Here is an 11,908-nt window from a genome sequence, read left to right as displayed (position 1 = left end):
CCGATAGACCTGGGGACGTGAGAGCGCAATTCCTCGTTCGGCAAGCAAGGGAACGAGGTCTGTAGTGTTGTTCAGCCCTCGCGCGGCCATCAGTTCGGCAAGGCGCCAGGTGTAGTCGACGTCGCGTCTGGTCATGTGTTCCTCCTAGCGCCGAGTTCCAGTGCGTTGTCAACCGTTCGATCAAGTACTGCGCGGAGTGACGATCGCCGAAACTCGTCCGAGGTGAACTGATAGATCCCGGTCGTCGATGCGTGCTCGTGGCCCATCTGATCCTGTACGAACCGCGGGTCCCATCCGGCCTCGAGTAGGTGAGTGGCGTAGCTTCGACGGAATGAATGGAGGTCGACGCCGTCGGGGATGCCGAGGTCCTTCCGGTAACGCTTAAGCCGCTTCAGCAGTGTGGTCTCGCCGACTAGGCCCCCGCGTTCGCTGGTGAACAGGTCCAGAGTGCCTGGATCTCCGCGGCCGTTGGCGAGCCAATCCTCGATGATCGGCGGCGTCCAGCGCCAGACTGTGAGCACCGATCGCCCTTTCGGCGGCGAGCCGCGGCGCGCCTTACCGAATCGGACTTTGCACACCCCGAACTTTCCGAACTCGGGAGCATGCGGATTGCGGGCGAAGTCAATCGTCTGCAGGTGGCTTAGCTCGTTGAACCGAAGTCCGTACGCGTAGGCAAGTTTCATCATCGTCGCATCGCGGTAGGCCGCTTGCCAGCCTTTGCGGCTCGTCGTGCCGATCCGTTCGACCTCGTCGTCGGCATGATCAAACAATGCGTCTAGCTCTTCGCGACTGTAGGGCCGGCGTTGCGGTTGACTGTCGTCTTCCTGGACGTGACGAGCAGTGTTCCAGTCGAAAAAGACCTGCGCAGGATGTGTGCCGAAATGCTTCTCGCACACGAGATCCCAGCCATAGTCTGGGTTGCTCACGTACGAGGTGAAGGCGCGCAGCGAGTTCTGGTAACCGCGCAACGTCGCGTGCGCGACGTGCCGAACCGATCTGAGGTCGGCCGAGAACTCTTCAACCATCGTCGGCGTCCAGTTCCAGGGTTCCTCATTCGAATGCGCGATGAACCGTCGCACGCAGCTGATCCGTTGGTCGATCGTGGCGAACTGGAGGTTTCGTGAGAGCTGCTGGTTGCGCCAGCCGTCGAGCATCATCTCGACGATCTGCTCCTCGGGACGCAGCACAGGAATCGCGTCCACCAAGTGCACCCGGCCAGCGTCATCGATCCTCATCGGAACCTCCACAAAACGATTCATCCGATGAAACAATCATGCATCCAATGAGACAGAGGCGCAATACCCAATGGTCACGGACATGGGCGTCGGCCCCCACACGGAGCAGTCGACCACGAATCGACACCCTCGAACTGCGGCCACGTTTGAGTATCATTGCAGGTCACGACTGAGGTTTCCGCAAGTTCGTCGGAGACAGGCTCGTGATTCATCGGTTGCAATACGCAGTGGTTTAAGTGTCATAATCTATCTTATCGGCATTCAAAAACACGGGTTTTTAAAGCGCTACTGTTGCCGTATGCCTACACCACCCACTCCAGACGATGACCTGCTCGCCGACGTCACGGAAGCTGCTCACCGGATCGACCTCGCCCGAGGTGACTGGGACTCGGCCGTCACTCGCGCTCGTGATGCCGGAATCTCGCTTGCCCGGATCGCGGCCGCCGCCGGCGTCAGCGCTCAGGCCGTTCGCAATGCTGAGGGTCGCCGAGAGCGACTTGAGGTGGCAGCGGATCAGCTTCAGCGCGGTGACCGCATCCTCGCCCACCGCCAGGGTGGCCACACTTTCCGTCACCGAGGGTGGATAGTCAAAGCGCCGCTGGGTATCCACCCCGAGGCAGGCCGCCCCGGCATCCAGCTTGAGCGCCGCGCCGGAGACTCGGAGGACTACGAGCTGAATCTTTGGCCATTCACCGACTACGACGCTGGCGAGGCGGTTTTCATCATCGAGCGAACGGCGGCAGACCAGCGAAGTGGATCTGAGAAATGAGCGACTATCAAGACCTCGCTCTGTTCCTGCTACCAGCGGAAGTCGAGGCCCAAGAGAGGGCGGCGAAGCGCGCGGAATGGAACTCGCACTTCGAACAGGTCGAGTGGATCGCGCCGTATGATTGCGCCGATGGGACGCCGGCGGGAAGCCGACGAATCGGTATCAGGTGCCCGGCCTGCGGTGCTGTCGAGGTGAGTGGCTTCGTCTTGGCGCTCAATCATGGCTTAGACCCTGGCGTGCCGAAACCTGCTGGCTTCACTCGCTGCGCGAAGATGCTGTAACCAGAAAACGTCAAACGGCCTCATCAGGTCCCAGAGCCAGCACGAGAGACATTGCTGCGCGGTCCTCTGCATCCTCGTCGAGGGCGTCCAGTGCGCGGGGGTCCTGGTCGGCTCCTTCAACGAGGGTGAGTAGTTCCATTGCCCATCCTGGCATCTGATCCTGCTCCATCCCGAGCAACGGTCCGACGCCCGGGCAGAACAAGCACTCCCAGGGGTAAGCCCCGGCCGCGATCTCGTCCGGCGAGGGCTTGTCAAGGCTCAACAGACTCGGGTCGTGGACGATACTGACTGCCAACGGCGACCGCTCGTCGGGCAACGTGAATTCATTCGCCGGACTCTTGCCCGGCCACCTCCAGCCGTGGCGCCGCTTCGGCTGCGTGCAGCACGCCAAGAACAAGTCGGAGTGCTGGCCGTTCGCAGGGAACGGTGGCGTCATGGTGTTGTAGAGCAGCATTCCTGGGGTCTTCCGGTGATGGGCGGTTGCCCATCGAGTCATCTGCGTGTTCTGGGAGCTGCTCCAATGGTCGTACGTGCCAGTTTCGGGATTGAAACGCTTAGCTTGGAGCACCAGGTCATACCAGGTGTGTGGGTCTACCTGTACGGCAATTTCAAGGTCGATTCCGCTGCCCACACGTCCCACGCTCTTGTTTCCCCCTTCCAGCTGTCGACTATGCAATGCAACAGCCGTGCCACCTGCGGCGGACCTGCGGTTAGTCAGGCGGCGTACCAGGTTGAACGTGGTGACCTCTTCGGGAGGAACGCCTGTCACCAGGCCGCTGCGGACGGTCCTGGTGAGCACGTGAGATTGGCTATCCCTGGTATCGAGCGCACTAAGAGCCGATGTCCACCAGAATTCCTTGAAGCTCATGGCATGCAGCCCCTCATCGACCGGGCGGTGAGCGCGTTGGCCAACTGTGCCGGTGACACGCCAGCGCCAAGGTCTGCCGACAGGACCGCCGCACGATGTGCCTCCTGAAGCGCCACCTGTTCAGCTTCGGTGGTGGCACGTTGCTGCGCCGCTTGGGCAACTTGGTCGACCAGGTGTTGTTCAATCCACGCCGGCACTGGATCGCCGCTAGTCGGCAGGTGAGCGGCCACGGTGGCGTCGATGATGGCGCGCACGAAGGGCGCATCTTCGCTGGTGGTCTGGACGTCCATGTAGAGCGCCGGTGACCCGTCGAACTCGCAGGGTCTGCCAATCGACATTCGTGGCTTCTTGCCGAGCGTTTCAGACACCTCCTCATACATGTGCTCAAAGTGGTCACCGAGAAATGCTTCGGTAGGAAATCGGAAACGTACGTGAGGGTTCTGGTCGGCAGTCATCACTGCCCGATTATAAGGGCGTTGAATTCCGAAAGTAGCAAAACCCGAGACATTCTATCTTCGCCCTTACCTGCGCTAGGTAATAACCCCGTCGGAATATCGATATTCGCAGCACTCGGCACATCGCACGCTGTGGATTGCGGACGCAAATAGACATTGGCTAAACGACAAGTGCCCCGGCACCGTGATCGGCACCGAGGCACTGTCGCGGGATCGGCTAGGCGCCTGCTCGGCCGGTGTAGTACCAGCCGATTCCGCCGGCATAGCACGCCGATCGGGAGAGATTGTACCGGGACTTGCTACCCGCTCGATGGCTGTTGCACTTGGCCTTCGAAGGGAAGGGGCCAACCTTGTAGTACCCGTTGCCCTGATACTTTGCTGTCGGCGCGGCCACGGCATCGCCGGCCGTGATCGCCTGGGCACCCATGATCGAGCCGGTCGCTGCCACCGCGAGGGCCGCGCCGGCGATTGCCTTACGGATCTTCATCATTTTTCAATCTCCATTCTTCGGGGTTGTCGGCCACAGCTAACGCTGAGACCAAATGCGGTCTGCCCGCTGGCGGACCTCAGGGTCGTGCGACTCGGTCGAGCCCGCCGATCACGGCAAACAGATCGGACGGACACCATCACCGGCGGACCTCGAAATGCATCTCGTCAGGAATTTCGGTGTAATCGCCTCCCCACGTCAACCGTCCACCGAACTCGGCCACCTTCGCGCGGATGGCTGCGCTCTGCTCAGGTGTGAAAGTGCCGACCTGGCCTAGCGGATGCAGCGCCGAATTGATGTCGATCGACGTTCCGCTGCCATGGTTGGATACTGCGGTGTAGCTTGGCGGAATCAGCTCTCCCGGACGCCACGAGTAGTCGTCGTCGTAACCTAGGGTCACGGGCTCGATGTTCACGTCGAACCACTCCGCGAAATCCCGGAGAATTTGTGTCGGCTCGCCGGGAGCGGTCTGGAAGACGACATCGCGGATGAACCATTCCTCACAGTCCGCCACGGCCTGGATCACGGGGTACCCGTTCTCCGACACCGGATGGGCCTCTGCGGGACCGGCCGCCAGAAGGCTCAGCGCCGCTGCGGCTGTCCCAGCGCCGATCGTGCCGCGCATGAACCTGTTCATGGTTGTCCTCATGGTCAGCCTGCATCCTCGACCGACGTGGTGGCAGCCAGCTCCACCTCGTGCAGCGCGGTGGCGATTCCCTCGTTGCGGGCCTTGGTTCCTTCATCGGTCAGATGAATACCGTCGTCAGTGAAAAGCTCATCGCCCACAGCCTGGTCCCATCGGTACACCGCGAGGTTTCCATATCGCTGCACTGCCCTCAGCAGAGCGTCGGTGAAGGCGAGCATTGCTTCAGGCTTGTACGACTCTGCGGCACTACTGGTGGTCTTCACCGTCGGCCACAAGACCCGCTTGCCGCCGGCGACGGCCATGATCTCGTCGATCCGCTGATCTGCGGTCAACGTCGACCCGGCAGCAATGCGCGACGCATCGTTCGTCCCCAACGCGACGACGACGCAGTCCGCCGTGTCGATCACCGCTTTGAGAGCATCGACTCCTGCGGAGGCCATATCGGTCTCGATGACTGTCCGGCCGTTGGCCGCGTCGATGGACACTTCTTGCGGACCAGCCTGCCGGTACAAGGTAGACAGACGTCCGTCCTCACCGACGACCGCCGGATCATCGGCGCTTACCGATAGTGAATCGCCGATGTGCACCACGGACTCACATGCGGCCGATCCAGCCAGATCCGGCTCGTCGTCGGCCGTGGCCACGCCTGCGCTCACGATCAGACCGGAGCACCCGATCGTGAGCGCAGCGACGGCAACGGCGGATCTGGCACCGACCCGCTGGGATGGATGTTTACGAAACACTCTCATTCTTCATCTACTTCCGTGATGAGGTGCAGGGTCCACAAAGGACGCCCGCACTGTCGTGCGCACCGCAAAACGGATCGACTCACCGACACGCCTGCAGCTGCGTGGGATAGATGACCGACGCCAATCAGTCGCCACCAGACTAGCAGGCCAGCAGCTGAGCACCAGAGTCTTGCACAGAGGAAACCCGACCCAGTGTGTATCCTTTAACAAACACACCTGCGCGACACGAGGACGCATGACCGACGACGAGATCAGCGCACACGTAGGCCACGCGATCGCCAACCGCCGCAAGGAGCTGGGGATGACAGTGCAAGGACTAGCAGAGAAAGCCGAGATGAACCGCCCTCACCTAGTCAAGATAGAAAGCGGCAAAGGTAATCCCACAATTCTTACTATTTCCCACCTATCACGAGTCTTAGACACTAACCCTTCACAACTGCTTCAAGGAATCGCCTGACCCGCTATTTAGGGCCATATATATACATATAACAACATGGTAACAATAGGTATATATACTCGCTTTAATAAGCCAACCGATATACAATAGAGGTATCCAAACAATCCCACTGGCGTCGGAGGATACTGAAATGACTGTCACCGTGTACACCAAGCCCGCATGCGTTCAATGCAATGCCACCTATAAGGCCCTTGATAAGGCAGGTATCGAATACGCCGTGATCGACGTATCCGCTGACGAGGATGCACGCGAGTACATTATGGGACTCGGATACCTTCAGGCTCCGGTTGTCGTTCTCGACGACGGCACCCACTGGTCCGGGTTTCGTCCCGAGCGAATCAAGCAGATCCGAACCGCCGCATGAGCGACTCGCACAAGGTCGACGCCCTCCATCCCGAAGGCGTCGACCTTGACGCATTCAGCGACTCATCCGCAGCGGAGTCGCCGGCTCGCGAGGTCGTCTTCGGCATCCCCGAGGATGAGTACGAGTTCGCCACACAGATCAGATTCGAACTCGAAGCCCTGACGTCCCTGCTCTGGTCCCCCGACCCGACGCCTGTTATTCATGCGCTCGTCGGCGACTACAGCACCCGCGCCGGCGGCGACCCAACAGACCGTATCCCACTGGCCCATCCCCTCTTCATCCATCCGGGGCACGCCCAGATCTTCGCCATCGTGGTCGACCTGATCGACCAGGGTGCGCCAGTGTCTCCCACCATCGTTGCCGCTCAGCTGCCGCCACAACACCACCGCCTGCATCCGATCCTCGTCGAGATCGCCTCCCCAAGGGGCCGAGGGCCACTACCGGGTGGCGTCGACCTGCCCCACCTGGCGCGCGCACTCGCCGACAGCTACTACCGCCGGGGCTACGTCGGCCTACTGGCCCGCATGACCCACATCGCCGAGGCCGAGCCGACGGACGAACTCAGCGGACATTGGGACTCCCTCTCGGCCGCCAAGGACCTCGCGGAACGCCGATGGCACGGCGTCCGAGACGCCCTCAGCCTCCCCCTGACAGCCCGAAGGCAGGGCTCACCGATGCACGACCAAGCAGAGCAAACCCTAGAAGAAGACGCCGCCGCTATGCTGCGCGACGCGGGCCGCTCCTGGGAACACATCGCCGCCGAACTCGCACTACCTACCTCAGCCCTCGCCCGGCAATACGCCCACGCCAGCGACCGCCGCGCCAACGCCCGCGCTCACCGCGACCAACCGACCCTATTCGAAGAGTCCCCCGCGCCGGGCGTCACCTAGTCGTAGACGGCCCCGCGCGGACCGACTCGGACAACGGTCACCAGTACCGATTCCTCGTTGACTTCGTAGATCACACGATATTCGCGCACCCGAATCCGGTAGCCTTCCCGGCCTGTTAGCGGCTTGAACCCATGCGGGCGGGGATTGTCTGCGAGAGCGTCTATCGCATCGCGCAACTGGTTGAACAGCTTGCGATCAGATCGGCCGATCCGTGACAGCGACTTCGCCGCGTCGCGCACGTACTCGATCCGGTAGCTCATGCAACTACCCTACCACTCGTTATGTACAAACTGTGCAGTTGACACACATTGTACGTCGTCCTATTCTTGGGCCATGACTACGGCACACAAGCACCGCACGATCGCTGTCGCCGAGCTGCGCAGCGGAATGAGTAACGAAATTGCCCGCGCGTTCTACAAAGGGGAACGAACGGTGATCACCAAGAACGGCAAGGCCGCGGCCGCGCTGATCTCGGCCGAGGATCTCGCCTACTTTGAGCACCTCGAAGACATGGCCGACGTCCGCGCCTACGACGAAGCCAAGGAGGCGGATGACGGGTCGCGCTTCACCATGGACGACATCCTCGCCGAGGTGGACGCCTGACACCCGACATGCTCACCCCAGGGCGCCGGCGGCTCTAGCAAGCCCCGGCGCTTTTGGCATCTACAACGCGTAGCCAGCAGCAGAACAGCAGTAGGACCACCGCTCCCCACGAACCTCAAAGTGTTTGTTAAAACCGACGGTTAAGTGTATGCTAAAACAAACACTACGGAGGAAGAGGGAGACACCGGATCATGGGGACGACCCCCCGCACACGCAAGGCCGAGCACCAGCTCGACCTGCTCGACCTGCTCAACGAAATTGACCCGCCGCCGCCTCCGGCGAAACCGCCGGTGATCTTCGGCCACCGTGGCCGCACACTGCTGGACTACCGTGTTCGCCTCGATCGCTGGTGCGCCGAGAACGGCACACGTCTCGATTGCCTACGGATGGCCCACGCTTGGGCCGCGCAGTACGGCACGCCCGTGGCACTGCGCGGCCAATGCCACCCGATCCGGATCAGCGCTTCTCTGGGCTGCCCCCACCACGTGTGGGACGGCGGCCCGTGCGAATGCGTCGGCGGCCACGTGTACCGCACGATCTGCGAGCACTGCGGCTGGCACTCGCCAGCAACCGACGACTCCAGCGCGGTTCTCGCTGGCCTCGATCACGCATACCCCGGCTGGCGCACCTCCCCGATCGCCCCGGCACAGAACAGCGGCGGATCGCAAGCTAAGGCCAAGCGATGGGCCAAGAACGTTGTCGAACTGTACGGTGACCGCCCGCTGGGCTGGCCAGTCATCACCGACCGGGCCGGGCCAGGACTGCGAGCAGTCGAGGGCCGCTCCCCCTGGGGCGGCTACGACGTCGCGGCCGCTTACCTCGCCGACGGTGGTGAGCACTGATGGCCCGCCGCGCTAGGACGGTGAGACTGTCTGACCCGGCCAACGCGGACCTCGCACAAACAGCCCCATGCCGAACATGTGCGGCCCCGATCGCGTGGGGATGGTTCGCAGACGGGCTCACGCTGCGCGCCATCGACCCCGAACCCGCGGAGTTCGTCGACCTGCTCACCGCCCGGTACTGCGCACACGCGTGCGGCGCGGCGTCCTGAATCCGCTCAATCGACAGAACTAGAAGGAACACGAGTCGTCATGGCTAGAACACTCCGAGGCCGCAAGCCCACCGCAGTCAAGTCCGCCGAGCATCGCCCAGCGCTGCGCCGCCGCCGTTTCAAGCACGACGATCCCGACGCGCTCGACATGTTCAGTGGCTACGGCGGATTCACCGCGGCCATCGAAAGCGCCGGATTCACCACGATCATGGCGGCTAATCACAACCGCCACAAGGTCGAGGTTCACGAGGCCAACCACCCGCACGCCGAGCACTGGATTGCCGACCTGGTCGATCGAGAGTCCGCCGACTACCACTCTGCGCGTGACCTGCCACCGGCCACGTTGGTGGTTGCCGGCGTCTCGTGCGTCAACCACAGTCAGGCGAACACCAAGAAGGCCTATGCGCAGGGTCTGAGCCTGTTCGATCTCGATGATCCCGACTTCGACACCCGCGTCACCCGCTCCGAGCGCGACCGCGCCACGGCGAACTGTGTACTGCACTATGCCGACCATCACCACCCGCTGCTGATCATCGTTGAGTGCACGACTGAATTGCAGTCGTGGGGCCCAGGCCTTTCACATAAGCCTTCGGTCGGCGACGGCTCCACCTACCGGTGGTGGCTCAAAGAGTTCGGCAAGCTCGGCTACGAGCACAAGGTCTTGTACCTCAATAGTCAGTTCTTCGGCGTCCCCCAGTCCCGCGACCGGCTGTTCATCGTGTTCTGGGACCGGTCGCTGCCCGCCCCCGACCTCGAGCACAGCCCCGAGGCATGGTGCACTTCCTGCGACCGCACCGTGCAAGCGGTGTGGTCATGGAAGACCGGTGTTCCGCCGTCAGGCTCAGTGCGCTACGGCAAGCAGTACAACTACCGGTGCCCCTCGTGCCACCGCGAAGTCCAGCCACCAACGACACCCAGCCTGGCCGCCCTGGATCTGTCGAACCTTGGCGCCAGAATCGGCGATCGCAAGAAGCCCCTGGCTGCCGCGACGATGGCCAGAGCCGAAAAGTGTCGCCAACGCTTCGCCGATTTCCCTGCCATCTTCGTTCCCGACCAGGCGTCGTTCTCCACCGGCGCGATCATGCAAACGGCCAACGGGTTCGAGCGCCCGGGCTCCAACTGCCGCACACGTGACTTCACCGAGCCTCTGTGGACCCAGCCCGCCAGCAACTCCGTCGGAGTCCTCACCCCCGGTGTCGCCATGTCAGCCGCCGATGGCCACGTCTTCACTCGTGGCGGCGACGATTCGCTGATCTCCACCGGCGTGATCCCGTTCCGAAAGAACACGACCCCGACCGTGCACAGTGAACCGATGCCGACCGCAACGGCTGGTCAGGTTCCTGGTCTGCTCACCGCGGCCGGGATCATGAAGTTCAACCAGGGCACCGACCGCCGAATCCACGGCGTCGACAACCCACTGCACACCGTCGTCGCTGACGGCGCTCGACACAATGTGCTCTTCGGCGGCTGGATCAACAACAACGGCGGAGGCGACCAGCGTAACCGGCCACACTCAATGTCCGATCCGCTCGGCACCCTCACCGCAGTCGGGGCAGCCAAGTCGATTCTGACGGCGCAGTGGCGCGCGATGCTCGACGATCTATCGATCGACGACTGCTACTTCCGCATGCTGATGACACACGAGGTCGGTCGCGGTTGCGGATTCGATCCCGACTTCGGCGACCACAAGGGAACGTTCAAAGTCTGGGGCACCATTAGCGAGCAGGTCGACGGGTACGGCAACGCTGTGTCCCCTGCAGTCGGCCAGTGGATCGCGGCCCGGCTGCGCCAGATCCTCGACCCAGTGATGTTCGCCAGGTAGCGTGCCACTGTCGGCAGGCCGCAATTCATTCCCCCTTGAGTTGCGGCCTGCTGGCTTTGCTCAGCCCAGCTCGAGCGGCGCGCACCACGACTGCGGTTAGAACAATGTCGGCTCGATCCGGCTGGTGTGCTGGCCTACTTTGTCGGGGTCACCGCCGCCAAGCAGGTAGGCCCGAACCGCCAGCGATTGTGAGCAGCGGTTGGTTGCGCTCACGAGGCGGGGACCGCGGTGGCGGCCAGTTGCTACGGCGTAGGCGACGTTCTCTGCTTGGGTGCCGACTTGAAGATGGCCCGCTCCCACGCGCACGCACAGCGGCTGATTACACAGGTGCTCTGCGACGGCCTCGTCTGCGATCTCCGCGCCGGCGGCGATGGTCAGTGCGAACCGGTGCGCCGAGAGCGCCCGCTGATGGTTCTTCCGCCGCCAGGTGATCCGGCCGTATCCGTCTGGGGTCGAGATCGCGCCGACCCACCACCAGCAGGTCGACGACTTCACTACCCTCTGCCAGAATCGTCGCTCCACGGCATCGTCGATCGGGAGCACAGCCGCGCACTCGTCTAGCGGTGGAGCCCCATCGCCTGCGGGCTCCACCGCTAGAACGTCAAACAGTTGCAGCTGGTCCATGCCGTGGACCAGCATGACGCGTCTCCGGTCGCCAGCCGCTATCGACCAGCGCGCACGCTAAGCCGTACGGGTTGTCGTCATCGGCGGTGTCAAACACGCGGACCGCCTGCTCGATCAGAGCATCGCGCTCAGTCGATTCCCAGTCCACGTCCGAACGGTCAAGGTCATCGAGGTAGTTGTCGTTGTCCGTCATAGCCATCACTCCCCTGCCGCCGCCGCTGCCACCGGTGCCGGCGTCTTGCCGTCGCCGCCCTTGCGCAACGTCGATAACTTCGCCGCGCTGATTCCGAGCATGTCTGCGACCGGTTTCGCGTTGCCTTCACGTTCGATCATCCGGTTGACGATGGTGCGCAGCGCCGCGTTGTGGGCTGCCACGGAATCCTGGTACTCGCGAGCTTCGCTCTCCAATGCGTCCGCGTGCTCGAAGTAGCCGATCATGTCGCTCTCGATCGCCTTGTCCTGCTCGCGTTCGAGCCGAGCCCGCTCGGCGAGTTCACGTTTCCGTGCGTCTTCACGCTCCTGACGGACCTTCACTGCGCGCTCGCGCGCTTTCCGTCGTGCTTCAACCTTGCTCACTGGTCCTCCTACTTTGCGCGCCGTCTGGAGA

General features: G+C 62.6%; 18 protein-coding genes and 1 pseudogene. 7 read left to right on the top strand and 12 right to left on the bottom strand.

The window, feature by feature from the left end:
• The 3 genes and pseudogenes from WAW85_RS07945 to WAW85_RS07935 all read right to left on the bottom strand — a co-directional run.
• A pseudogene (locus WAW85_RS07945) lies at nucleotides 1-135 on the bottom strand (XRE family transcriptional regulator); the annotation flags it as partial.
• Nucleotides 132-1,235 carry a tyrosine-type recombinase/integrase gene (locus tag WAW85_RS07940; protein WP_029760142.1) on the bottom strand — a complete coding sequence of 368 codons (1,104 nt, stop codon included), beginning with the start codon at nucleotides 1,233-1,235 and terminating at the stop codon, nucleotides 132-134. The pseudogene WAW85_RS07945 and the gene WAW85_RS07940, both read right to left, overlap by 4 nt.
• A 277-nt stretch (nucleotides 1,236-1,512) precedes the next feature.
• Nucleotides 1,513-1,809, bottom strand: a complete 297-nt coding sequence (locus tag WAW85_RS07935) for a hypothetical protein (RefSeq protein ID WP_422559083.1) — start codon at nucleotides 1,807-1,809, stop codon at nucleotides 1,513-1,515.
• A gap of 191 nt (nucleotides 1,810-2,000) precedes the next feature.
• Between WAW85_RS07935 and WAW85_RS07930 the strand changes: the two genes are divergently transcribed.
• Complete coding sequence (locus tag WAW85_RS07930; protein ID WP_422559082.1) at nucleotides 2,001-2,285, top strand: hypothetical protein; 285 nt, start codon at nucleotides 2,001-2,003, stop codon at nucleotides 2,283-2,285.
• Between the two features lie 10 nt (nucleotides 2,286-2,295).
• Here the strand turns inward: WAW85_RS07930 and WAW85_RS07925 are convergent, their stop codons facing one another.
• The 5 genes from WAW85_RS07925 to WAW85_RS07905 form a co-directional block, all read right to left on the bottom strand.
• The gene (locus WAW85_RS07925) at nucleotides 2,296-3,153 is read right to left on the bottom strand and encodes a hypothetical protein (protein ID WP_422559081.1); all 858 of its coding nucleotides are present in this window, start codon (nucleotides 3,151-3,153) and stop codon (nucleotides 2,296-2,298) included.
• Nucleotides 3,150-3,491: a hypothetical protein gene (locus WAW85_RS07920; RefSeq protein ID WP_422559080.1), complete on the bottom strand. Its 342-nt coding sequence runs from the start codon at nucleotides 3,489-3,491 to the stop codon at nucleotides 3,150-3,152. The genes WAW85_RS07925 and WAW85_RS07920 overlap by 4 nt, the downstream gene beginning before the upstream one ends.
• Nucleotides 3,492-3,825: 334 nt before the next feature.
• Nucleotides 3,826-4,098 (bottom strand): hypothetical protein, encoded by a 273-nt coding sequence (locus tag WAW85_RS07915; protein WP_422559079.1) that lies wholly within the window; start codon nucleotides 4,096-4,098, stop codon nucleotides 3,826-3,828.
• A 136-nt stretch (nucleotides 4,099-4,234) separates the two neighbouring features.
• Nucleotides 4,235-4,720 carry a M15 family metallopeptidase gene (locus tag WAW85_RS07910; RefSeq protein WP_422559078.1) on the bottom strand — a complete coding sequence of 162 codons (486 nt, stop codon included), beginning with the start codon at nucleotides 4,718-4,720 and terminating at the stop codon, nucleotides 4,235-4,237.
• Nucleotides 4,721-4,746: 26 nt separating this feature from the next.
• Nucleotides 4,747-5,397 carry a GDSL-type esterase/lipase family protein gene (locus WAW85_RS07905; RefSeq protein ID WP_422559077.1) on the bottom strand — a complete coding sequence of 217 codons (651 nt, stop codon included), beginning with the start codon at nucleotides 5,395-5,397 and terminating at the stop codon, nucleotides 4,747-4,749.
• Between the two features lie 328 nt (nucleotides 5,398-5,725).
• Between WAW85_RS07905 and WAW85_RS07900 the strand changes: the two genes are divergently transcribed.
• From WAW85_RS07900 to WAW85_RS07890, 3 genes are all read left to right on the top strand, one after another.
• On the top strand, nucleotides 5,726-5,947 hold the full coding sequence (locus WAW85_RS07900; protein ID WP_422559076.1) for a helix-turn-helix domain-containing protein: 222 nt from the start codon (nucleotides 5,726-5,728) through the stop codon (nucleotides 5,945-5,947).
• 130 nt (nucleotides 5,948-6,077) lie between these two features.
• Nucleotides 6,078-6,311 (top strand): glutaredoxin-like protein NrdH, encoded by a 234-nt coding sequence (gene nrdH / locus WAW85_RS07895; protein ID WP_422559075.1) that lies wholly within the window; start codon nucleotides 6,078-6,080, stop codon nucleotides 6,309-6,311.
• Nucleotides 6,308-7,201, top strand: coding sequence for a hypothetical protein (locus tag WAW85_RS07890; protein WP_422559074.1), 894 nt, complete (start codon nucleotides 6,308-6,310; stop codon nucleotides 7,199-7,201). The genes nrdH and WAW85_RS07890 overlap by 4 nt, the downstream gene beginning before the upstream one ends.
• On the opposite strand, the gene WAW85_RS07885 is transcribed toward WAW85_RS07890, so the two are convergent.
• Complete coding sequence (locus WAW85_RS07885) at nucleotides 7,198-7,461, bottom strand: type II toxin-antitoxin system RelE family toxin (protein ID WP_422559073.1); 264 nt, start codon at nucleotides 7,459-7,461, stop codon at nucleotides 7,198-7,200. The two genes, WAW85_RS07890 and WAW85_RS07885, sit on opposite strands and share 4 nt — an antisense overlap.
• A gap of 73 nt (nucleotides 7,462-7,534) precedes the next feature.
• On the opposite strand from WAW85_RS07885, the gene WAW85_RS07880 reads away from it, so the two are divergent.
• From WAW85_RS07880 to WAW85_RS07870, 3 genes are all read left to right on the top strand, one after another.
• Nucleotides 7,535-7,804 (top strand): type II toxin-antitoxin system prevent-host-death family antitoxin, encoded by a 270-nt coding sequence (locus WAW85_RS07880; protein WP_422559072.1) that lies wholly within the window; start codon nucleotides 7,535-7,537, stop codon nucleotides 7,802-7,804.
• A gap of 191 nt (nucleotides 7,805-7,995) precedes the next feature.
• Nucleotides 7,996-8,646 carry a DUF6349 family protein gene (locus tag WAW85_RS07875; protein WP_422559071.1) on the top strand — a complete coding sequence of 217 codons (651 nt, stop codon included), beginning with the start codon at nucleotides 7,996-7,998 and terminating at the stop codon, nucleotides 8,644-8,646.
• A 249-nt stretch (nucleotides 8,647-8,895) separates the two neighbouring features.
• Nucleotides 8,896-10,677 (top strand): DNA cytosine methyltransferase, encoded by a 1,782-nt coding sequence (locus tag WAW85_RS07870; RefSeq protein ID WP_422559070.1) that lies wholly within the window; start codon nucleotides 8,896-8,898, stop codon nucleotides 10,675-10,677.
• Nucleotides 10,678-10,773: 96 nt separating this feature from the next.
• Here the strand turns inward: WAW85_RS07870 and WAW85_RS07865 are convergent, their stop codons facing one another.
• From WAW85_RS07865 to WAW85_RS07855, 3 genes are all read right to left on the bottom strand, one after another.
• Nucleotides 10,774-11,301, bottom strand: a complete 528-nt coding sequence (locus WAW85_RS07865) for a hypothetical protein (protein ID WP_422559069.1) — start codon at nucleotides 11,299-11,301, stop codon at nucleotides 10,774-10,776.
• Entirely contained in the window at nucleotides 11,279-11,494 is a 216-nt protein-coding gene (locus tag WAW85_RS07860; protein WP_422559068.1) for a hypothetical protein, read from the bottom strand. The genes WAW85_RS07865 and WAW85_RS07860 overlap by 23 nt, the downstream gene beginning before the upstream one ends.
• A gap of 5 nt (nucleotides 11,495-11,499) precedes the next feature.
• Nucleotides 11,500-11,908 (bottom strand): hypothetical protein (locus WAW85_RS07855; RefSeq protein WP_422559067.1); only part of this gene is annotated, 409 nt, incomplete at its 5' end.

It is taken from the genome of Gordonia sp. (in: high G+C Gram-positive bacteria), from assembly GCF_049299075.1.
GTDB lineage: Bacteria > Actinomycetota > Actinomycetes > Mycobacteriales > Mycobacteriaceae > Gordonia.
The sequence above is the reverse complement of the archived record's forward strand: the minus strand, read 5'-3'. Positions and strand labels throughout refer to the sequence as shown.

Excerpts from the sequence above, each read along its gene's own strand:
- WAW85_RS07940 (WP_029760142.1), bottom strand. The coding sequence starts at position 1,235 with ATGAGGATCGATGACGCTGGCCGGGTGCACTTGGTGGACGCGATTCCT.
- WAW85_RS07930 (WP_422559082.1), top strand. The coding sequence starts at position 2,001 with ATGAGCGACTATCAAGACCTCGCTCTGTTCCTGCTACCAGCGGAAGTC.
- WAW85_RS07925 (WP_422559081.1), bottom strand. The coding sequence starts at position 3,153 with ATGAGCTTCAAGGAATTCTGGTGGACATCGGCTCTTAGTGCGCTCGAT.
- WAW85_RS07920 (WP_422559080.1), bottom strand. The coding sequence starts at position 3,491 with ATGTCGATTGGCAGACCCTGCGAGTTCGACGGGTCACCGGCGCTCTAC.
- WAW85_RS07915 (WP_422559079.1), bottom strand. The coding sequence starts at position 4,098 with ATGATGAAGATCCGTAAGGCAATCGCCGGCGCGGCCCTCGCGGTGGCA.
- WAW85_RS07910 (WP_422559078.1), bottom strand. The coding sequence starts at position 4,720 with ATGCGCGGCACGATCGGCGCTGGGACAGCCGCAGCGGCGCTGAGCCTT.
- WAW85_RS07900 (WP_422559076.1), top strand. The coding sequence starts at position 5,726 with ATGACCGACGACGAGATCAGCGCACACGTAGGCCACGCGATCGCCAAC.
- nrdH (WP_422559075.1), top strand. The coding sequence starts at position 6,078 with ATGACTGTCACCGTGTACACCAAGCCCGCATGCGTTCAATGCAATGCC.
- WAW85_RS07890 (WP_422559074.1), top strand. The coding sequence starts at position 6,308 with ATGAGCGACTCGCACAAGGTCGACGCCCTCCATCCCGAAGGCGTCGAC.
- WAW85_RS07885 (WP_422559073.1), bottom strand. The coding sequence starts at position 7,461 with ATGAGCTACCGGATCGAGTACGTGCGCGACGCGGCGAAGTCGCTGTCA.
- WAW85_RS07880 (WP_422559072.1), top strand. The coding sequence starts at position 7,535 with ATGACTACGGCACACAAGCACCGCACGATCGCTGTCGCCGAGCTGCGC.
- WAW85_RS07875 (WP_422559071.1), top strand. The coding sequence starts at position 7,996 with ATGGGGACGACCCCCCGCACACGCAAGGCCGAGCACCAGCTCGACCTG.
- WAW85_RS07870 (WP_422559070.1), top strand. The coding sequence starts at position 8,896 with ATGGCTAGAACACTCCGAGGCCGCAAGCCCACCGCAGTCAAGTCCGCC.
- WAW85_RS07865 (WP_422559069.1), bottom strand. The coding sequence starts at position 11,301 with ATGGACCAGCTGCAACTGTTTGACGTTCTAGCGGTGGAGCCCGCAGGC.
- WAW85_RS07860 (WP_422559068.1), bottom strand. The coding sequence starts at position 11,494 with ATGACGGACAACGACAACTACCTCGATGACCTTGACCGTTCGGACGTG.